Annotated in this window: 17 protein-coding genes and 2 tRNA genes; 5 read left to right on the forward strand and 14 right to left on the reverse strand. The window is 45.4% G+C overall.

The genetic code is table 11. The annotated features are described in order from the left end of the window. Positions 1 to 147: 147 nt before the first annotated feature. From ACYQ4O_RS06930 to hutW, 9 genes are read right to left on the reverse strand one after another with little or no spacing between them, the layout of a single operon-like run. Positions 148 to 537: an ExbD/TolR family protein gene (locus ACYQ4O_RS06930; RefSeq protein ID WP_460175173.1), complete on the reverse strand. Its 390-nt coding sequence runs from the start codon at positions 535 to 537 to the stop codon at positions 148 to 150. Positions 538 to 548: 11 nt separating this feature from the next. Beyond that, positions 549 to 1,217, reverse strand: a complete 669-nt coding sequence (locus tag ACYQ4O_RS06935; RefSeq protein ID WP_308513651.1) for a MotA/TolQ/ExbB proton channel family protein — start codon at positions 1,215 to 1,217, stop codon at positions 549 to 551. Positions 1,218 to 1,225: 8 nt separating this feature from the next. Continuing rightward, the gene (locus ACYQ4O_RS06940) at positions 1,226 to 1,723 is read right to left on the reverse strand and encodes a flavodoxin family protein (RefSeq protein ID WP_460175174.1); all 498 of its coding nucleotides are present in this window, start codon (positions 1,721 to 1,723) and stop codon (positions 1,226 to 1,228) included. A gap of 6 nt (positions 1,724 to 1,729) precedes the next feature. Continuing rightward, positions 1,730 to 2,233, reverse strand: a complete 504-nt coding sequence (gene hutX, locus ACYQ4O_RS06945; protein WP_460175175.1) for a heme utilization cystosolic carrier protein HutX — start codon at positions 2,231 to 2,233, stop codon at positions 1,730 to 1,732. A 14-nt stretch (positions 2,234 to 2,247) separates the two neighbouring features. Then, complete coding sequence (locus ACYQ4O_RS06950; protein ID WP_460175176.1) at positions 2,248 to 3,672, reverse strand: ABC transporter ATP-binding protein; 1,425 nt, start codon at positions 3,670 to 3,672, stop codon at positions 2,248 to 2,250. Then, the gene (locus ACYQ4O_RS06955; protein WP_460175177.1) at positions 3,672 to 4,442 is read right to left on the reverse strand and encodes an energy-coupling factor transporter transmembrane component T family protein; all 771 of its coding nucleotides are present in this window, start codon (positions 4,440 to 4,442) and stop codon (positions 3,672 to 3,674) included. Before ACYQ4O_RS06955 ends, ACYQ4O_RS06950 begins: the two co-directional genes overlap by 1 nt. Further along, positions 4,420 to 5,001: an MptD family putative ECF transporter S component gene (locus ACYQ4O_RS06960; protein WP_460175178.1), complete on the reverse strand. Its 582-nt coding sequence runs from the start codon at positions 4,999 to 5,001 to the stop codon at positions 4,420 to 4,422. The genes ACYQ4O_RS06955 and ACYQ4O_RS06960 overlap by 23 nt, the downstream gene beginning before the upstream one ends. 29 nt (positions 5,002 to 5,030) lie before the next feature. Further along, a complete protein-coding gene (locus ACYQ4O_RS06965) occupies positions 5,031 to 7,172 on the reverse strand; it encodes a TonB-dependent receptor plug domain-containing protein (protein WP_460175179.1) in 2,142 nt (713 codons plus the stop codon). A 4-nt stretch (positions 7,173 to 7,176) separates the two neighbouring features. Then, positions 7,177 to 8,568 carry a heme anaerobic degradation radical SAM methyltransferase ChuW/HutW gene (gene hutW, locus ACYQ4O_RS06970; RefSeq protein ID WP_460175180.1) on the reverse strand — a complete coding sequence of 464 codons (1,392 nt, stop codon included), beginning with the start codon at positions 8,566 to 8,568 and terminating at the stop codon, positions 7,177 to 7,179. A 273-nt stretch (positions 8,569 to 8,841) separates the two neighbouring features. On the opposite strand from hutW, the gene ACYQ4O_RS06975 reads away from it, so the two are divergent. The 4 genes from ACYQ4O_RS06975 (at position 8,842) to fumC (ending at position 13,470) form a co-directional block, all read left to right on the forward strand. Continuing rightward, positions 8,842 to 9,762 (forward strand): ABC transporter ATP-binding protein, encoded by a 921-nt coding sequence (locus tag ACYQ4O_RS06975; protein WP_460175181.1) that lies wholly within the window; start codon positions 8,842 to 8,844, stop codon positions 9,760 to 9,762. Continuing rightward, the gene (locus ACYQ4O_RS06980) at positions 9,759 to 10,553 is read left to right on the forward strand and encodes an ABC transporter permease (protein ID WP_308513660.1); all 795 of its coding nucleotides are present in this window, start codon (positions 9,759 to 9,761) and stop codon (positions 10,551 to 10,553) included. The genes ACYQ4O_RS06975 and ACYQ4O_RS06980 overlap by 4 nt, the downstream gene beginning before the upstream one ends. Before the next feature lie 77 nt (positions 10,554 to 10,630). Next, a complete protein-coding gene (locus tag ACYQ4O_RS06985; RefSeq protein ID WP_460175182.1) occupies positions 10,631 to 11,827 on the forward strand; it encodes a cation:proton antiporter domain-containing protein in 1,197 nt (398 codons plus the stop codon). A 230-nt stretch (positions 11,828 to 12,057) separates the two neighbouring features. Then, entirely contained in the window at positions 12,058 to 13,470 is a 1,413-nt protein-coding gene (fumC, locus tag ACYQ4O_RS06990; protein ID WP_374041565.1) for a class II fumarate hydratase, read from the forward strand. A 3-nt stretch (positions 13,471 to 13,473) separates the two neighbouring features. Here fumC and ACYQ4O_RS06995 read toward each other — a convergent pair whose 3' ends face one another. The 4 genes from ACYQ4O_RS06995 to ACYQ4O_RS07010 form a co-directional block, all read right to left on the reverse strand. After that, the gene (locus ACYQ4O_RS06995; protein WP_066596006.1) at positions 13,474 to 13,851 is read right to left on the reverse strand and encodes a DMT family protein; all 378 of its coding nucleotides are present in this window, start codon (positions 13,849 to 13,851) and stop codon (positions 13,474 to 13,476) included. Between the two features lie 111 nt (positions 13,852 to 13,962). Further along, positions 13,963 to 14,039: transfer RNA gene (locus ACYQ4O_RS07000), tRNA-Pro, on the reverse strand. 72 nt (positions 14,040 to 14,111) lie between these two features. Beyond that, positions 14,112 to 14,188 (reverse strand) — tRNA-Pro (locus tag ACYQ4O_RS07005). 24 nt (positions 14,189 to 14,212) lie between these two features. Then, complete coding sequence (locus ACYQ4O_RS07010) at positions 14,213 to 15,193, reverse strand: polyprenyl synthetase family protein (RefSeq protein WP_308513663.1); 981 nt, start codon at positions 15,191 to 15,193, stop codon at positions 14,213 to 14,215. A 259-nt stretch (positions 15,194 to 15,452) separates the two neighbouring features. Between ACYQ4O_RS07010 and ACYQ4O_RS07015 the strand changes: the two genes are divergently transcribed. Then, entirely contained in the window at positions 15,453 to 16,643 is a 1,191-nt protein-coding gene (locus tag ACYQ4O_RS07015; protein WP_308513664.1) for a M20 metallopeptidase family protein, read from the forward strand. Between the two features lie 49 nt (positions 16,644 to 16,692). On the opposite strand, the gene ACYQ4O_RS07020 is transcribed toward ACYQ4O_RS07015, so the two are convergent. After that, positions 16,693 to 18,024, reverse strand: coding sequence for a dicarboxylate/amino acid:cation symporter (locus ACYQ4O_RS07020; RefSeq protein WP_308513665.1), 1,332 nt, complete (start codon positions 18,022 to 18,024; stop codon positions 16,693 to 16,695). Positions 18,025 to 18,341 lie beyond the last annotated feature (317 nt).

The following is an 18,341-nucleotide window of genomic DNA, read 5'->3' on the forward strand; positions in this document are numbered from 1 at the left end:
CTGCTTTCGGAACTTTCAGGGTCCGGAGCTGAGGAAGCACCCCGGAGTGAGTCTTGAACCTCTTTGCAACGTAGTCAGCATTGCTGACTGAAGCTGGTCAACCAGACTTTTGCAAGCCTCGGGCTTTTAGCCCGGGGTGGTTGACCATTAGCCGCTAGTATTTTTTCTGGTGCCGATAACGAAACGTCCTTCCCGTTTTACTTTGGCAACATCTACGATCCAGACGAAGCTTTGGAAAGGGGCTTTTTCGTCAATCATGAGAGTAAGAAGCCCTTCAGGGTGCTCATCAAGAAAGGCAGGCAGCTCTTCCTTAGAAAGAGCCTTGTCATTGCAGAGAATGGTTCCTGCTTCATTGACCTGCAGAACCAATTCCTGATTGCTTTTCTGAACCAAAGAATTTTCAGCGGCTGGTAATGTCAAATCAATGACTGGCCTGCTGAAAGTCATGGTCATGACAAAGAAAATAACAAGCATGAAAATGACGTCAATTAAAGGCGTCAAATCGACTTTCGGTTCTTCATCTAAATCATCAAACATGAATTTTGTTCCTAGGCAGAGAGGGCCTGTTTTCCACGGAGTACGCAGGAAGCCTTCGGATGTTCGCAAACAACGGAAGCTGGAGAAACAGGCTTGGCCAGTTCAATAGCTCGATAACTGTATTCCACAGCTTCAATCCTCATTTCTTTAACTTTAAGGAAAAGATAGTAGTAGGCCATAAGAGCCGGGATGGCAACCACAAGGCCCATTACTGTGGTAATGAGAGCTGTCCAAATCCCCGCAGCTAAGAGAGCAGAATCCGGTGAGGCACTTGCGGCGATGGTTTTAAAAACCTGAACCATTCCTAGGACCGTACCGAGTAGTCCAAGCAGCGGGGAGATGGCTGCGAAAAGCTTGAGCCATGTCAATGCATTATTAACCGGCTTGAAGTTTTTATGAAAGAGATAAGAGACCTCGGCGCGGATATCTTCAGAGTGAGCACTGTGAGTTGTGACGATGTCGCGCACAATACAAATCAACGGATTTGTGCTAGCTCCGAATTTGTCATGAAGTTCCTGAGAGGAAGAGCGGTCTTTTCCAATCTTGGACTTCTTGAACCGGCGCAAGACGCCTTGCAGATAAATCACATTCCAGATGGTAATGTAGCAAGCGGCGATGCCGACCAAAATCAACATCACTCCGGCGCCTCCGATGAGGTCATATATCTCTTTAAAGTTCATCTTCTTTCCTATGCTTGTCGGGATTTGAAAATCTCAAATGCCCACTGAGCGGCTTCTCTTAAATCTTTGCTGTCCGGATGTTTGTTTGCTTCTTCCAGTCTCAGTCTGCGTTCCTCGGTCATTGGTTTTCCTGACATACGAGTCATGATTTCAACGATTTTCGGATCGACTTTTCCTTGCCACAAACGCAGATCAAGCAAAGACGGTTTATGAATTTCATTTTTGACTTTCTGAAGGAATCTCATTCCGCCTTCATTGTGCGGATCGCCTCCGAGGGTGCCGAAAACAGCGACCGGAACCGAACCAGTGGATTCATAGAATTGCTTCCAATCATTGTCGGGAACCCCTTTGTCGCACCAAAAACCGCAGAATACTAAGTCATAGTCTTCAGCTTTTTTGTCGGTAGGAAGCTTGACGCATTCGTTATTAGGAATGGCTTCCGCAATACTTTTACCGATTTTTTCCGTATTGCCTGTAATGCTGGAATATGCAACGAGTACTTTCATATCGAATCACCTAAAAGAAGATTGAAGAGCTAAAAACTGCTCTTTTGCAGATTCGATTAATTTATGCTTTTCTCGGCCGACATAAAAGCTGTAAGCGCATTTTCCGTCTTTATCAAAGAAGGCGACAAAATGACTTTCTCTTCCCATAAACGGCATGGTGATAAACCCGATCTCAATAATGTTTTCGTATTTGAAGTGGCCTTGCAGCGGGCTTTTACCGCCCATCAAGTTGTAGTAACCCATGGCTTTTTTGCCGCAAGCCACTTTGGTTTCTACTTCAATGACGTTTTCTCCTGCAATCACGATAAATGTTGCTTTTTCCCACTGAGAAATGCTTTCCCAAACTTTTTCAAAATCTTCTCCCGGAGCAAAAGTACAAGTTTCTTTAGGCAGGTGATGTGCCGCTTCAAGGGCCGAGCAGTTCAGTGCGGAGGCCAAAGAGTCCAAAGTAACCGGACGGCCGGAGTTGATAACTTCTTGAATAACTTGCTGTGGGCCTTTATTTGTCATAAAAATCCTATAAATCAATTAATAAAAGGTTGGTTGGCAGTTTGAACTGACAGCGGTAAATGTAGAGCAGTGTCACAGATAAGATCTACCAGCTCTAAATCATGGGTAATCACAAGGACGGCTTTGCCTTCTGAAGACAGTTTCTTGAGGGCGCCGGCAATCCTTTTTAAATTGGCTCCGTCTAAGCCGCTAGTGGGCTCATCGAGAATAATGACATCTGGTTTTTTGGCAAATGCACAAGCGATAACGAGTCTTTGTTTCTGACCTCCCGAAAGAGAGTGCGGGTGGCGGTCTCTTAGCTCCTGCAGATCGAAGATGCCAAGAAGCTCTTCGGCTGCATCGTTGCCGCCTTTGCATCCGGCTGCTTCCAAGCTGGCTCTCAATTCCTCGAAGACGGTTCTCATGTAGAGCTGATGATCAGAATTCTGTAAAACAACCGCGACGTGCTTTAAGCAGTCCTTTTGACGGATTGTCTTCCCTTTAACCTGAAAAGTGCCGGATTTGGCTTTATTCAGGCCGGTAATAAGCCGTGCCAAAGTTGTTTTGCCTGCACCGTTGTCTCCGAAAATTCCACAGATGCCTTGCTGGAACTCGAGAGAAGCGTCCATGATGATTTCAGGCTGGCGAGGATAGGAAAAACTCAGCTTAGAAATCTTCATGATAGGTTTGCCCGAAGACATTTTGGCCGGTAGAAGACGGCGCTTGTCCGTGACTTCGAGTTTTCTCAGGCCGTATTTTTCTCTAAATTCAGTATCTAAATCCGAAAAGATGCCTTCCCGAACCACTTTACCTTTTTCCAAGACGATCACTTTATCGACAACATCTTTGAGCCAGTACAGACGGTGATCTGCAATCAGAATGGCAACGCCCTGAGCTTTAAGTTTTTTGATTTCTTCGGCCAATTCCAGGGTTGCTTCCGGATCCAGGTTCCCTGTGGGTTCATCCAGGATTAAGGCCTTCAGAGGTTCCATCATGAGAGAGGCAAGGCCAACTTTCTGTTTTTGCCCTTGCGACAGTTCATGAATAGTGTTTTTAAGAAACGGTTTTAAACTAAAACGCTCTGCGGTTTGTGAGAGTTTTGTTCGGATTTCCTCCGGATGCAGCCCTTTGCATTCCGAAATGAAGGAAATCTCCTCTTCAACTCCTAAAGCGAAAAATTGGCTTTCCGGATTTTGGAACAAAGTTCCTACTCGGTGCGAAATATCGCAGAGCTTTTCCCGCAGATTGTCTTTTCCATCGATGCAAATGGTGCCTTCTACGTTGCCTCCGTAATAATGAGGACACAGCCCGTTAATCAGCCTGATAAGCGTCGATTTGCCGCATCCGGAGACACCGGTGACGAGAATTGCCTCTCCGGGACGGACCATAAAAGAAAGGTTGCTCAGGGCAGGTCTGTCGCTGTGCGGATAGGTGTAAGTTACGTTCTTTAATTCAATCATTATTTCATCAGGGCCGGTGAAGTGTTCGGAAAATAAATTTGCAGAATAACGGCGGCAATAAGGACAGCCACGGTCAAAGAAACGGCGGCGTAGTCTTTCTTAGTGAAAGACTGCGGAGCCTTCTTGATGGCAGAAGTATTTGCGTTAAGACCTTTGAGTTCTGCGGCAATGCCGAGTTCATCTCCTGTTTTTAAGGCTCTGATTAAGAGCGGTGTAAAAAGAAGTCGAGTCGTCTGAAAGGGATGAATCGTCATTGTCCAAGGATTGATGCGGTAACCACGGATTTTGAGCGATTCCCAGATTTGTTTAATGTCGTTAGTAAACGTTGGAATAAAACGAACGATGACGGCGGCAGGAAGATAAATGACGAAGGGCAATTTAAGCTTCTGCAGCGAATTCAGAATCTGCTGGAGTCTGCCTGTGAAGGCCAGAGGCAGTACGACATTGAGCATTGTGAACGCTCTCATGAACGGAGCGGCCAAAGATTTCAGCTCCATGCCTTTTCCCATCATAGGCACAAAATGCGCTAACAATAAACCGAACCCGCAAGCAATGGCCATCATGATCAAGAACAGAAGGTATGACACAAGGACAAGCTTAGGCCTTCTGATCATCAATAAATACAAAAATGACGTTCCAAAAAGAAAGCACTGTGCGTGAAGGGAAGAGATGGCTACTGTCATCACGGATGCCAGAGCCGTAATTATCATCTTGACGCGGATGTCCACTGAGTTAAGCAGAGATAAATTAGGAACGGATGAGGCCTGCATGTCGCAACTCCTTAATTGATTTGCTGCCTGTCCACAGGCCGATTAAAGAACCGATATAGCCGATGATGACTATGGGTGCTACCGCAGCCATCATGGCCGGAGATTCACGCATCATTAAAAACGAGATGCCGAGAGAGCCGAATTTGCAAAGTAAATCAAAGCAGCCGACACCCCAATAAACGGCTCCCGGAAGGTTGTTCTTTTGAATCAAACGCATCAAAAGCTCAGCAATAACAGCTGCTAAAAGCATCGGCGGAATTAAAGTTAAATTTCCGCCGAGGAGCAGAAAGTTCACCACTGAGCTGACGATGACAAAAAGGCAGAGAGTGCCGGGTCTGCAGACTTTGAAGAGCATTACCACCAGCAAAGTGGTAAAAACCATATTCTTTAGCAGCAGCGAAAGAGGATTCATTCCGCCTCCAACCATGGCAATTAGCACGGTAGAGACTTTTGCCGTCGCAGCAAAAACGCCGATGATGATAAGTTCACGGGCAGACCACCTCCCACAGAAGTCTGCTAGGCGCGATGTTCGGGCCTTTTTTAAAGTCATTGTTGTCATGATTTTCAGCGGAATAAATTACATCTTTATTAATAACGGGCTGTCAGCTTGAAGTTGAATCTTCTGCCCGGCTCGTAAATGGAGGTCTCATAACCGTAAAGCTGGTTAGTAATATTGAGGACCTCAAAGTTTGCGCTATAGGCTTGCTTAGGACCGAAGTGATAAGCGGTTGCAAAGTTCAAGGTGGTGTAGCCTGCAATACGAGTGGTTTCTTTAGTCGAGAGTGAGTACGACTTCTTCGCGGTACTGCTTCTCAAATAAGTATCCGTTGTCCATTTGCCGTTAAAGAGCGGGTAATTTGTTCGCAGACCGTAACGAGCGGTGAATTCAGGGGTGCCCGAGGCGTAGGTTGAGGTACCGTCAGCCCATTCGGTTTTTCTCTTGATCCAGGACAGAGAGAAATACGGATTAAGATTTTCCGTTGCTCTCAGGTTAAGAGAAAGTTCCGAACCGAATGTCTTTGCCTTATCGGCATTGACGTATCGACTGATACCACTATCAGCATCACCGACGATTTCTGTGGAAATATAGTCATCGGAGAGGTTGTAAAACAAAGCCGCATCGATATCCATCAAATCAGTGCTGTAGCGGGCTCCGATTTCAAAATTATTGGACTTCTCGGGTTTGAGGTTTGGATTGCCGTAGACGGTACCGCCTCCCATGCTGTTAATCAAGAATTTTTCCTGCAGGTTAGGGACACGGAATCCTTGGGCCCACTGAGCACGCAGGGAAGTGTTGTCCAGGCCTTTCCAAATCACGCCTAAATTGAAAACAGGACGGCTGTTGTTTTCGCTGCCGGGAGTCCCTGAATCATTGACCGGAGTGTTGTTGAAAATCGTGGTTCCCGCCGGAGTAGTTTTATAACCGTTTCGGAAAGAGCTTGCCTTGGAAAGTTCAGAACTGACCCAGGTATAACGTACCCCGTAATTCAAAGATAAGTCATAGGGCAGCGTGGTTTCCATCGCGGCAAAAATCGCGTTAGTCGTTTCTTTGCCCTTTACATAACGGTCTGTAACGTAAGCTTGATCAAGCATCGGGCGAGGCATTCCGGTCATTCTCATGGACATTGTAAAATCAGCCTCGGTATTTGCCGTCAAGCGATCCTGAGCAAATTCATAACCGGTAATAAGAAAGTTGTTGTCTCCTAACTGCCAATCCGCCTGCAGGCTGGTTCCTAGAGTCTTAATCCTGTTGTCAGCATGAGAATCTGTGATGACGTTTGTAGAAGATTTCGGGCTCTTCGAAGATTGGCTCACGTAGTTCTGCATCAGCTTGTGATTTTTTTGCCAGTAGCCGTCAACTCGCAATCTAGTCAGATACTCGTTGACATCTTTGACTTCGGCAAACAGGCTAATTTTGTCTCTTCTCCATTTCGGAATTTTGACGAAGAAGTCGGAATCCGGGTCGTTCACATAGGTCCAGCTGGAAGAATTGATTTTGGAATCAAAAATGTCCGCATGCATGCCGACCGTGAAATTATCTGTCAGGTCATAGCTCAAGAAGGCACCGAGGTTCTTTTGGCGGAAGTCGGTATTCTTTTGATAACCTTTCGGAGTTTTGATGTTGCCGTGGCTTTGATAGCCGGCATCCAATTGATATTTAAATCCTTTTGCACTGCCGCCTAGGGAAACGGATTCGCTCCAGCCGTGTCCTGCACCGTTCCAGCCGACAGAGGCCTCCGCCTCAAAAGGTTTTTTAGAGCCTTTCTTGGTAATGATATTGATAACACCGCCGATAGCATCCGACCCGTAAAGTACTGAGGCAGGGCCTTTAATCACTTCAATTCTTTCAACGGAGGAAGGGTCAATGAGAAGGGCAGGGCCCGACATAGACTTATGTTCGGAGACTTTCTGGCCGTCGATGAGAATTAGGCTGCGGTATTCGTTTTCTCCTCTGATTTTGATACGTTTCAGACCTTGGGAACCATCGCCTCCAACCTCTACGCCGGGAACGTCTGCTAACAGTTCTCCGATATTTCTTGCGGAAGAATCACGAATTTCTTCCGCGGTAAGCACGGAAACGCTCATCGGAATATCAAGAAGCTGCTGTTCAACTCGGCCTGCTGTAACCTTGACTTCACCGGTCTTATGCACTTCTTGGGCATGAGACAGGGACAAGTATGCGCTTAAAGTAGCGGCGCAAAGAACGCTTAGTTTGACAATGTTTTTCATGATATTAGAGAAGAGATTTAATCTGATTAAGAAGATGTTGGTTCATGCGGCCTTGCCAGAATTGGCCGGCAACCGTCAACTCATAGCGGCTTCCGATTGGGCTAAGCAATCCTGCATGGGTCCAATTTTCTACCAGCGGTTCAAAAACGTAGAGGAGCTGAGGAGTGAATTCAGCAGCTAATCTCGACGGATCTAAGAAGTTAAGTTCAAGCTGTTCTGCAACGGCTCGGCATAATTGCCAATGCGGAGCCGGCTCAAGCATCATAGAGACCGGTTTGATGCCTTCTTCTACCGCTTTTTTCCAAGTATCCGGAGTTCTGTCCATCATGTATGCATAGCCGTCGATATTGCCGCCGGCTCCCGGACCGTAAGCTAAACAGTCAGAACGGGTTTTGGCGTAATAGTTGTAGAAGTTGCGTTCTCTTGTATTTGCCGCCCAATGACTGATGGATAGACGGCTCCATCCCGCTTCTCTCATGCTTTGCACCGCTTCAGCGAACATATGGGCACGAAGCTCGTGATTCGGACCGGCCGGAAGTTTTCCGTTGGCAATGTACTTAAACAGCGGAGAGCGTTCAAAAACGCGAAGCTGATAACAGTCAACCCCGTCTAGGTTTAATTCACGGCTGATGGCGAGATCTTCTTTCCAAGTTCCCATGGTTTGGAAAGGGAAGCCGTAAATCAAATCGATAACGACAGCTGCTTGGTTGAAGCGGGTGAGGCGGCTTAGTTGAGCAATAAGCTGTTCTTTAGTCGAACGGCGGCCGACAGCTTGGCGAACTTTGGTGTCAAAAGTCTGTACGCCTAAGGAGAAACGGTTTGCACCGCCTTGTACCGCCGCTTCCATCTTCTCCGCATCGAAGCCGGATAATCTGCCTTCATAAGTGATTTCACAGTCATTAGCCAGCGGAAGGTACTGACGAACCGCTTTAATGACGCGTTCGATATCAGCGGCTTCAAGAGCTGTGGGCGTACCGCCGCCGAAATAAACCGCATGCACAGGTTCGTTTTGCTGAATTGGTTTGTCGGCCCAAAGCTGAAGTTCTTTGATAAGAGTGTCGGCGTAGGCCTTGCTTTCTTCTTTGTTTCTGTAAGGCTTGATATAAAAAAGGCAGTATAGGCACCTTGTTTCGCAATAAGGTACATTGATGTAGGCAACTGTCCTTCTGGTACGTTTGCGGGAAGTCAAATCGGAAAGAGTTGACTGAACTTGAGCCGGGGCAATCGGACTGCTTTGCAGGCCGGGATGAATATCGATAGACTCAGGAAATGCTTCGACAAGTGGATTGTCAGATATGTTGGCTTTCCAAGAAGGAGAGTCAGAGTCTGTTCTCATCATCTTGTTAAATTTAACGATCTTCGTTTTGTCCGATGAGACGCCGCTGATTACTGTCATATAGATTCTGCTTTTAAAACTGAATGAGAATGATTATCATTAAGAGCAATATTAATTGAACAATTCTATTAAGTAATTATCATTCTCATTAGAGATTTCCCTAGTAAACGAAAAGGTGGTGTATTTTTGATAATGACAACTATATGATTCTTAAACTAAATTTAGTTAGGCAAGAATAAAGAGTGAATTTTTAAATTTTAGAAAAAAGTTATTTCCAATTATTTCCTCGTTTACTCAACTAAGACTTAAGGCGGGGTTAATTTTGTTTTGTATATGAGTCAAAAATTTCTTTTACCGGCTCTTTCGTTAGAAAAAGTTTCAAAAACCTTTTATCGAGGAAACGAGCCGAAACAAGCCTTGCGTGAAGTTTCCTTCACAATAGAACAAGGCGATTTTTTTGGTCTGTTAGGACCGAACGGTGCCGGCAAGAGTACGCTTATCGGAGTTCTTGCAAAGACGGTTAAGCCGAACTCAGGAACAATCAAGGCGTTGGGTTTTGATCTAGAAACGCAATGGCGTCAATTCAAAATGTGCTTGGGCATCGTCCCTCAGGAAATCACATTTGATCCTTTTCTTACCGTTTACGACACGCTTCGTCTGCAGAGCGGATATTTCGGTCTTCGCGGCAATCAGAAATGGATTGAACGGCTGTTGGATGTTTTGGATCTATCCGATAAGAAAAACTCCAGTGTGATGAGCCTTTCGGGTGGAATGAAAAGACGCGTCTTGATTGCCCAGGCCATGGTTCATCAGCCGCCGGTGATTGTGCTCGATGAACCGACGGCGGGCGTGGATATCGCACTGCGTCATCGTCTGTGGGAATTCATGGTAGACCTTAACCGAAAGGGCCATACGATTATTCTTACGACACATTATCTGGAAGAGGCAGAGAAGCTTTGCCGTAATGTCGCTTTGCTTAATCATGGAAAAATTGTGACCTTAGAGAACACTCAAAGTTTGCTCCAGGAATACTCTAAAGAACGCATTTTGTTTTCTTTGCCAAGTGAACTGCCGAAGGATTTTTCTATCAATTGTACGAAGCTTTCTGACGGGTCTTACTGTACGGCCTACGGCAGTCCGGAAAACTTGCACTCGCTTTTAAATGAGCTTTCAAAAGCAGGCTTAATGCCGGAAAAACTTGAAATTGGAAAAGCAAATCTCGAAGAAGCCTTCATAAGGATTACAGGCAAATGACACAATTCAAAATAGACCCAAAACCATACAGCCGAGGTGCCGCTTTCCTTACCTTGTTGGAAAAAGAAGTCCTGCGTTTTAAGAAGATTGCGATTCAAACGATTTTTGCACCGATCCTTATGGCAGCACTGTATTTGGTCGTTTTCGGGCAAGTGCTTGGAGGACGTATGCCGACTTTCGAAGGCGTAAGTTATATTCACTTCCTAGTTCCGGGCCTGGTCATGATGTCTCTGCTGCAGAACGCTTTCGGCAACAGCTCATCTTCCATGCTCTCGGCAAAAATTATGGGAAGCCTTATTTTCATTCAACTGCCTCCTTTTGCAGGGTGGGAGCTTGGATTGGCGATGATAGGAGCTTCCGTCGCCAGAGGACTGATAGTGGGAGCCGGAGTGTTGCTGGTTTCCGTTTTTTGGTCAGCTCCTCCTGTAGATCATATTTTATGGGTCGTAGTCTTTGGATTTATGGGTGCGGTTCTGATGGGCTCTCTGGGGTTGTTAGCCGGTTTGTGGGCCGATAAGTTCGATCAAATCGGAGCTTTTCAAAGTTTCGTTATTCTTCCGTTGACTTTCTTATCCGGGGTTTTCTATTCCATCCAGCAATTACCGGGAACTTTGCGTACTCTCTCCCAATTCAATCCGTTTTTCTACATCGTTGACGGATTCCGCTATGGTTTCTTTTCGCAAAGCGATTTCAATCCATGGATAAGTCTAAGTGTTGTCTCCGTATGCGCAATTGGGTCTGCGGCTTTTGCGGTTTTGCTTATGCAGCGTGGATATAAGATTCAAAAATAGGTCTTTTTGCAAAAAAGAAATAAGGCAGCGAGTAGAATTTTTTGAGATGAACGTTCACTTCTGAGATTTTAGGATAGATGCTTACCTCACTGGCACTTATTTTTCTTTTTGGTTTGGCAATCGGGGCTGCCTGCAAAGCGATAAGAGTACCTGCAATCATCGGCATGATGCTTACAGGTATTGTGCTCGGACCGCAGGCTCTCAATTTGTTGGATCCTAAAATCCTCAGCATATCGCCGGACCTCTGGAAGTTGGCGTTGGTCATCATCATTATCAAAGCAGGACTGTCCATAAAAGTCTCAGAACTTAAGCAGGTTGAACGTCCGCTCTTCTTGCTCGGCTGCATTCCGGCACTTTTCGAAATTGCTGCCTTTTTCTTTTTTGCACCTTATTTCTTCGGCATTTCGAAACTCGAAGCGTTGGTAATGGGTTCCGTATTAGCTGCCGTTTCACCTGCAGTAGTTATTCCTCGAATGGTGATGTTGACCAACCGTGCCTACGGAACGGAGAAAAGCATTCCTCAAATGATTATGGCCGGAGCAGGGCTGGATAATGTTTTCGTCATCATGCTTTTCTCCACATTTCTTGGCTTTACTCAGGCCGGACATACGGAACTCGGGAACTTCATTCAAGTGCCGATTTCGTTGGTTCTTGGAATGGTGGTCGGTGTCGGGGCCGGATTGCTGCTCAGTTGGTTCTTTGAAACCGCTTACGCTGTAAAGCACTACGTCCGGAACAGCCTTAAAGTAATGGTAGTCCTAGGGGTAGCCTTTATCCTTATTGCTCTGGAAGGATGGACCAAAGAAATTGTCAGCGTTTCGGGACTTTTTGCAGTGATGAGCATGGCGTGCACTTTGAATTTCAAAGCTTCATTTGCTGTCACCAAAAGACTGTCAGAAAAGTTCAGCAAATTGTGGTTGGCAGCTGAAGTCATCTTATTTGTGACGGTAGGGGCTGCAATTGACATCAGCTATACCCTAAACGCCGGACTCGCGGCACTTTGGATTGTGTGTATTGGGTTATTGCTCCGTTCTTTAGGGGTTGTTTTGAGCCTGCTGGGCACCAATCTCAATTTTAACGAACGACTGTTTTGCGTTCTTTCTTATCTTCCGAAAGCGACCGTGCAAGCTGCCATCGGTTCCGTCCCGTTAGCAATGGGACTTCCTTGCGGGCATCTGGTACTTTCCGTTGCAGTGGTTGGAATTTTCTTTACTTCCTTCATTGGAACCATCGCAATCGATGGGAGCTATCAAAAGCTCTTGCAGAAGAACTGATTCTCTCATCTCAATAATGTTTCTAATTTTCATTTTGATGGACTAGTTGCAATAGCGATGCTCAAATTCGCAATAAACACCTGGGCTGGTTGAGAATCGGTCCGATAAAGGTACCAAGTTTGGACTTTTTATTTAATCGAAGACTCCGGACCAAGGTAGACTCAGAAAAACATTAAAGGCGTTTGGAGATTGAGTCCAACGTTGAAATTTGTCCTGTTAGAGAGAACAAAATGATAGATTACCGCATTGAGCATGACTCCATAGGCGACATAAAAGTTGATGACAGCAAATATTGGGGAGCCCAAACGGAAAGAAGTTTTGAGAACTTCAGAATTGGTATCGAAAAGATGCCGGAATCTCTGATTCGTTCCATGCTGTATTTGAAGAAAGCCTGTGCAGAAGTTAATTATGACTTTAGTAAGCTGGATGAAAAGCGCAAAAATGCCATAGTCCAGGCTTGCAATGAATTGCTTGCCGGCGCGTTGCCCGGGAATTTCCCTTTAGCCGTTTGGCAGACGGGTTCCGGTACGCAAACCAATATGAATGTGAATGAGGTGGTCGCAAATCGTGCTACCGAAATTCTTAACGGAGATTTTCGATTTAAAGACAGACTGAGCAAAGATGAAGTTGTTCATCCAAACGATCAGGTCAATATGTCTCAGTCTTCTAATGACACGTTCCCGACCGCACTGCACATCATGACGGTTCTGGAAGTTACTGGCCGCTTGTTGCCTGCGGTTAAAACACTCCGTGAAGCTTTAAATCGTAAGGCTGAGGAATTCAAAGATTTAATCAAAATCGGAAGGACTCACCTGCAGGATGCCACACCTCTGACTTTAGGTCAGGAATTCAGCGGCTATGTTTCGATGCTTGACCATAATGCTGAACAAATCAACGCCGCACTGCGTTTTTGCCGTGAATTAGCTATCGGGGGGACGGCTGTTGGAACAGGTTTGAATTCTCCATTTGGATTCGGGACCAAAGTATGTGAAAAATTAACCGCAATGACAGGCGAGAGGTTTGTCAGCGAACCGAATAAATTCCATGCCCTTACATCGCAGGACGGTGCCGTATTTATGCATGGAGCGCTGAAGTCCTTAGCGGCTAATCTGATGAAAATTGCCAATGATATCCGCTGGCTAGGGTCAGGACCTCGCTGCGGTTTAGGTGAAATCAATCTTCCTGCTAACGAGCCGGGCTCTTCCATTATGCCCGGTAAAGTTAACCCGACACAAAGTGAGGCCATGACTATGGTCGCCGTACAGGTGATGGGAAACGATAATGCAGTTGGCATTGCAGCTTCTCAAGGTAACTTTGAGCTCAACGTATTCTTGCCGTTGATTGCTTATAACCTCGATCAAAGCATTCGTTTGCTTTCTGATGCACAGAATTCTTTTGCAGTTCACTGCGTTGAGGGGATAACAGCAAACCCGGATAAATTAAAAGAGAATGTTGAGCGCTCTTTGATGCTAATTACAGCGTTGGCACCGCTAGTGGGTTATGAAAATGCGGCAAAAGTAGCAAAGAAAGCCTACCACGACAATATTTCTCTTAAACAAGCCGCTCTTGACTTGGGAGTATGTACCGCCGAGGAATTCGATAGCTTCGTTAATCCGAGCCATATGCTTCAGCCCGGATACTAATTTTTAAACGTGGTCGCGGAAAATAAAGTAAGCCGCACCCAACATGCAAAGAGCCGCCCAGAGGTAATCCAGCTTGAGCGGCTCTTTCATATACAGCACTGCAAACGGAACGAAGATAGACAGAGAAACGATTTCCTGGAGAATCTTCAGTTGGCCGAGGGACAAAGAGCCGAACCCGATTCTGTTAGCCGGGATCATGACTATATATTCGAAAAAAGCGATAAGCCAACTGGTTACAATTGCCACCCAAAGGGGAGCGCTGCCTAGATTCTTTAAATGAGCGTACCAAGCAAAGCTCATGAAAGTGTTAGAAATCAGAAGCAGGAGAACCGTTTTAGCGACCGGCGGCATCGAGTGCCATAAATTAATTAATGTTTCCATTCTTTTTCGAATAGTTAAGCCATAGCGAGAGTGTAATTTGGAGAAATTAAGAATCGCAGATAGAAAGAAACTTTTTTACCAGACAGGTTCGTAAAAGAAGTTAGGAAAGGATGGTCGGAGTAACAGGATTCGAACCTACGACCCCTGCGTCCCGAACGCAGTGCTCTACCGGGCTGAGCTATACTCCGACGCTTTTCCAAGAGGAATTCCAAGAAACTCAAATTGATTAAGTTCCGAAAATTCTTAGAAATAAATAAAAATGGTCGGAGTAACAGGATTCGAACCTACGACCCCTGCGTCCCGAACGCAGTGCTCTACCGGGCTGAGCTATACTCCGACATTTTTTAACTGTTTAGGGGAATTATAAATCTCTCTCCACAGTCAAGGAGAGCAATTTTATCAAAGATTCTTTATAAAGGGAAGGTTTTAAGAAAGAAATTGCATCTATTCCGGAAGAAACAATTTGTTTTGCGGTGAGTACGCACTCTTCAATTGCTCCTGTCTCTTCAAGAATGCGAGTAATGGAGTTGAGATCTCCTTCGCCTCGTTTAACTGCTTCTTTAATTTCTTTGGCCTGCTCCTCTGAACATTTCCTTAATGCATAGATCAAGGGCATCGTCATTTTGCCTTCACGCAAATCTGCACCTAAGGCTTTGCCGGTTTTTCCTTCGTCTCCTCGGTAATCCAAAACATCATCAATAATTTGGAAGGCTGTTCCTAAGGCTAAGGCGTACTCGGTGAGCTTTTCCTCTTCTTCTTTGGTTGCTCCTCCAATCGTTGCCGCCATCCGGGCTGCTGCTTCGAATAGAACGCCGGTCTTTCTTTCAATGACTTCAAAGTAGCGTTTCTCGTCTACAGTGGTGTCGTGAATGTTAAGAAGCTGAATTACCTCGCCTTCGGAGACTCGATTGACGGCACCGGAGACGATTTCGCAGATTCGGAGGTTTTTAGTTTTGACCATTAATTGGAAAGCGCGGGAGTACATGAAGTCGCCTACCAGAACCGCAGCTGAATTTCCCCACTTAAAGCAAGCTGTTGGTTTTCCCCGTCTGAGATCGCTTTCGTCGACGACGTCGTCATGCAGCAGGCTGGCAGTATGGACATATTCGATCATCGTCGCTAGGAATATATGTTCTTTTCCTTGATAGCCCAGTGCTCTGGCAATAAGGATAAGAATCAAAGGTCGCATTCTTTTGCCGCCGGCAGAAACAATGTAATCACTTATCTTCTTTATCAGAGGAATATCACTTTGCAGATCGCTAAGTACCGCTTTCTCGACTTCAGCTAAATCAGAAGCGACGGGTTCAATTATCTGTTTTACTGTTTCTGCAACGTGTGACATTGCTCCTCCTCCTAGTTCTCAACCAATGCATATTACCGAATTTTTTCTGGGAGTGAAGAGGTAAAAAAGAGGTTTTGAGTCTAAGTTTGAGATTGGAAACAGAAAATATCGCAGACAAAAATTTGTTACTCTGAAATCAACAAAATCTTTATCTTCTTAAAATCGAAGGGAATCACCTATCTATCAAATATGAATATGCGGCTCTGGCGGTTGCTACACTTCGAATTCTCAAAACCTTTTTTCTCTAGGAGCACGACTAATGACAATATTAATTAAGCCGGAACAAATGGCAGAGAGCGCAAAGATCGGCATGGATATCCGTCACAAAATTCATGAAGAACCGGAGCTTGGTCTTTGCTTACATAAAACTCAAGAGAAAATAACGAAAGCTCTTGCCTCTTTTTCTTTGAATGAAGTGTATGAGTATGTTGGAGGAAAAGATGTGACCGGCGTAGTTGCTGTTATCCACGGGACAAAACCAGGTAAAACCATCGGACTTCGCGCAGACTCCGACGCACTTCCGTTAGAAGAAAAAACCGGTGCTCCCTGGGCAAGTCAAGTCAAAGGAAAAATGCATGCTTGCGGGCATGACGGGCATGTCGCGACACTTCTGACGCTTTGCCATTATGCAGCCCAGCATCGAGATTTTGCTGGAACATTAATCGCTATTTTTCAGCCCGGAGAAGAAGGTTTTGCCGGTGCAAAACACATGATTGCTGACGGCTTGGTAGAAAGATTTGGTATCGATGAGTTTTATGCACTTCATGCCGAGCCAAGCCTTAATCTCGGCGATGTCGGTTTTATTCCCGGATACGCTACTGCAAATGCCGACAAGTTTGAAATCACCTTCAAAGGAAAAGGCGGGCACGGCTCTCGTCCTCATATGACAAAAGATCCGCTGGTGGCAGCTTGTGAATGTGTATTGGCACTCCAAACGATTGTAGCTAGAAGTGTGGATCCGATGAAAACCGCGGTAGTTTCTGCCGGATGCATTCAAAGCGGATTTGGAGATGGTCCGAGCGTCGTTCCACAAGAGGCAAAGATATCGGGAACTGCCAGATCTTTTGAACCGGAAGTTCAGGAAACAATTATTAGGAGAATGAAGCAGGTTGCAGAAGGAACTGCTCTTGCAAATGATATGGAGGCCGAAGTTCAGTACACCAAGCTTTACCCGGCGATGTTTAATACTCCTGAGCTGGTCGAAAAGGCTTCCGGTTATGCTAAAGAATTATTGGGCGAAGAGCACGTGAAGCAGTGGCATAGAACCTGCGGGGGAGAAGATTTCTCCTTTATGCTTTTAGCTAGGCCAGGATGTCTGTTCCGTCTCGGTATGAAAGATGAGAAGCACTCTGCCAGTGTTCACCATCCTATGTTTGACTTTAACGACAAGGCGATTTCTGTAGGTGCAGCAACTTTACTTACAATCGCGCTAAATCGCGCAGCTTCTTAAGGTTTCGTATACAGCAAAAGCCGCGAAAGCGGCCTTTGCTGAATAAATATTAGGCGGTAGGTTCTAGGTTTTGTGCTTTTTTGCCTTCGAGAGCTTCCAATGCTTGTTCAGCTAGATGGATGTAAGCCGGGTGAGTGTGTTTCTTAACGGTTTCCATGTCAGCCTCTTTGACCCAGTTGCCGACTACGATACAGGCAATGCCGTTGCCGATCATGTTGGTAATGGAACGTGCTTCACTCATGAAACGGTCGATGCCGAGAATCAACGCCAATCCTGCAACCGGAACATCGCCGACAGAGGAAAGAGAAGCGGCAAGGACAATGAAGCCGGAGCCGGTGACGCCGGCTGCACCCTTGCTTGTCAACAGAAGGACTGCAAGAAGAGTCAGCTGCTGGAAGAGCGTCATCTGGATGTCGCAGGCTTGAGCGATAAACACAGCTGCCATTGTCAAATAAATAGCTGTTCCATCAAGATTGAATGAATAGCCGGTCGGAATAACCAAGCCGACGACGGACTTGCTGATGCCGGCATGCTCCATTTTGACCATCATTCTCGGAAGGACGGATTCAGAAGAGGAAGTGCCGAGTACGATGAGAAGTTCGTCTTTGATATATCTCAAATAATTAATAAGAGAGAAACCATGGCTTCGGCAGATAGCTCCAAGAACTCCGAAGATGAAGATGAAACAGGTGAAATAGAAAGCACCCATTAGTTTGGCCAGAGGAAGCAGGGAAGAAATACCATACTTGCCAATCGTGAAAGCCATTGCGCCGAATGCGCCGATAGGGGCAACTTTCATGATCCAGCCGACTATCAAGAAAAGAATTTTCGAGGTTTTGTCAATTAACTGGAAAAGCTGAGATTTCTGGCCTCCCATTTTCTGTAAGGCAAAGCCAAAAAGGATAGAGAAGAATAAGACCTGGAGAATGTCTCCTGATGCAAAGGCACCTGCTACTGTTGACGGAATGATGTTCATAAAGAAGTCAACGGTAGAGTGGGAAGAAGCATGCTGGGTGTAGGCAGAGACAGCCGACATGTCTAAAGTGGCCGGATTGACATGCATCCCTGAGCCGGGGGAGAGGAGATTGACCATCAATAAGCCGATTATCAGAGCGAAGGTAGATACCACTTCGAAGTACAGGAGCGCATAGCCACCGACACGACCGACTTTTTTCATGTCTTCCATTCCGGCAATACCGATAACAACGGTACAGAAAATTACCGGAGCAATGATCATTTTGATTAATTTGATGAAGCCGTCGCCAAGAGGTTTCATCTGGGCACCAAGCTCGGGGTAAAAATATCCCAAAAGTACGCCGATAATGATGGCGCAAATAACTTGGAAGTACAGGGTTTTATATAAAGGTCTTTTACTTCTCATATAGCCCTTCTTTCGTTAAGTTGATGGGGTTGAAAGTTGCGCTTTCAAAAAAATAATAGAAGAAAATATAGGTATCTCCTCTATGGGTTAGATAAAAAATTAATAGTTTCTTACTTCTTTTAGATAATAGTTGTAGAGGTTTACCCTGACAAATAATTTAAAAAACTCCCTGAAATGGTTTGACGCTCAGTTAATTTCTAAGTAAATGGTCTGGTCGTCAAAACGAAGAACTTAGGCTCTTTTAAAATTGTGTTTAGTTGTTAAATCTTGCTTATTGTGAAATTGTTTTTATATTATGAAATAATATTTCTTCTATA

The sequence above is a fragment of the Turicimonas sp. TL08 genome, assembly GCF_054660695.1.

Coding starts and splice junctions, on each gene's coding strand:
- ACYQ4O_RS06930 (WP_460175173.1), bottom strand. CDS start 537: ATGTTTGATGATTTAGATGAAGAACCGAAAGTCGATTTGACGCCTTTA.
- ACYQ4O_RS06935 (WP_308513651.1), bottom strand. CDS start 1,217: ATGAACTTTAAAGAGATATATGACCTCATCGGAGGCGCCGGAGTGATG.
- ACYQ4O_RS06940 (WP_460175174.1), bottom strand. CDS start 1,723: ATGAAAGTACTCGTTGCATATTCCAGCATTACAGGCAATACGGAAAAA.
- hutX (WP_460175175.1), bottom strand. CDS start 2,233: ATGACAAATAAAGGCCCACAGCAAGTTATTCAAGAAGTTATCAACTCC.
- ACYQ4O_RS06950 (WP_460175176.1), bottom strand. CDS start 3,672: ATGATTGAATTAAAGAACGTAACTTACACCTATCCGCACAGCGACAGA.
- ACYQ4O_RS06955 (WP_460175177.1), bottom strand. CDS start 4,442: ATGCAGGCCTCATCCGTTCCTAATTTATCTCTGCTTAACTCAGTGGAC.
- ACYQ4O_RS06960 (WP_460175178.1), bottom strand. CDS start 5,001: ATGACAACAATGACTTTAAAAAAGGCCCGAACATCGCGCCTAGCAGAC.
- ACYQ4O_RS06965 (WP_460175179.1), bottom strand. CDS start 7,172: ATGAAAAACATTGTCAAACTAAGCGTTCTTTGCGCCGCTACTTTAAGC.
- hutW (WP_460175180.1), bottom strand. CDS start 8,568: ATGACAGTAATCAGCGGCGTCTCATCGGACAAAACGAAGATCGTTAAA.
- ACYQ4O_RS06975 (WP_460175181.1), top strand. CDS start 8,842: ATGAGTCAAAAATTTCTTTTACCGGCTCTTTCGTTAGAAAAAGTTTCA.
- ACYQ4O_RS06980 (WP_308513660.1), top strand. CDS start 9,759: ATGACACAATTCAAAATAGACCCAAAACCATACAGCCGAGGTGCCGCT.
- ACYQ4O_RS06985 (WP_460175182.1), top strand. CDS start 10,631: ATGCTTACCTCACTGGCACTTATTTTTCTTTTTGGTTTGGCAATCGGG.
- fumC (WP_374041565.1), top strand. CDS start 12,058: ATGATAGATTACCGCATTGAGCATGACTCCATAGGCGACATAAAAGTT.
- ACYQ4O_RS06995 (WP_066596006.1), bottom strand. CDS start 13,851: ATGGAAACATTAATTAATTTATGGCACTCGATGCCGCCGGTCGCTAAA.
- ACYQ4O_RS07010 (WP_308513663.1), bottom strand. CDS start 15,193: ATGTCACACGTTGCAGAAACAGTAAAACAGATAATTGAACCCGTCGCT.
- ACYQ4O_RS07015 (WP_308513664.1), top strand. CDS start 15,453: ATGACAATATTAATTAAGCCGGAACAAATGGCAGAGAGCGCAAAGATC.
- ACYQ4O_RS07020 (WP_308513665.1), bottom strand. CDS start 18,024: ATGAGAAGTAAAAGACCTTTATATAAAACCCTGTACTTCCAAGTTATT.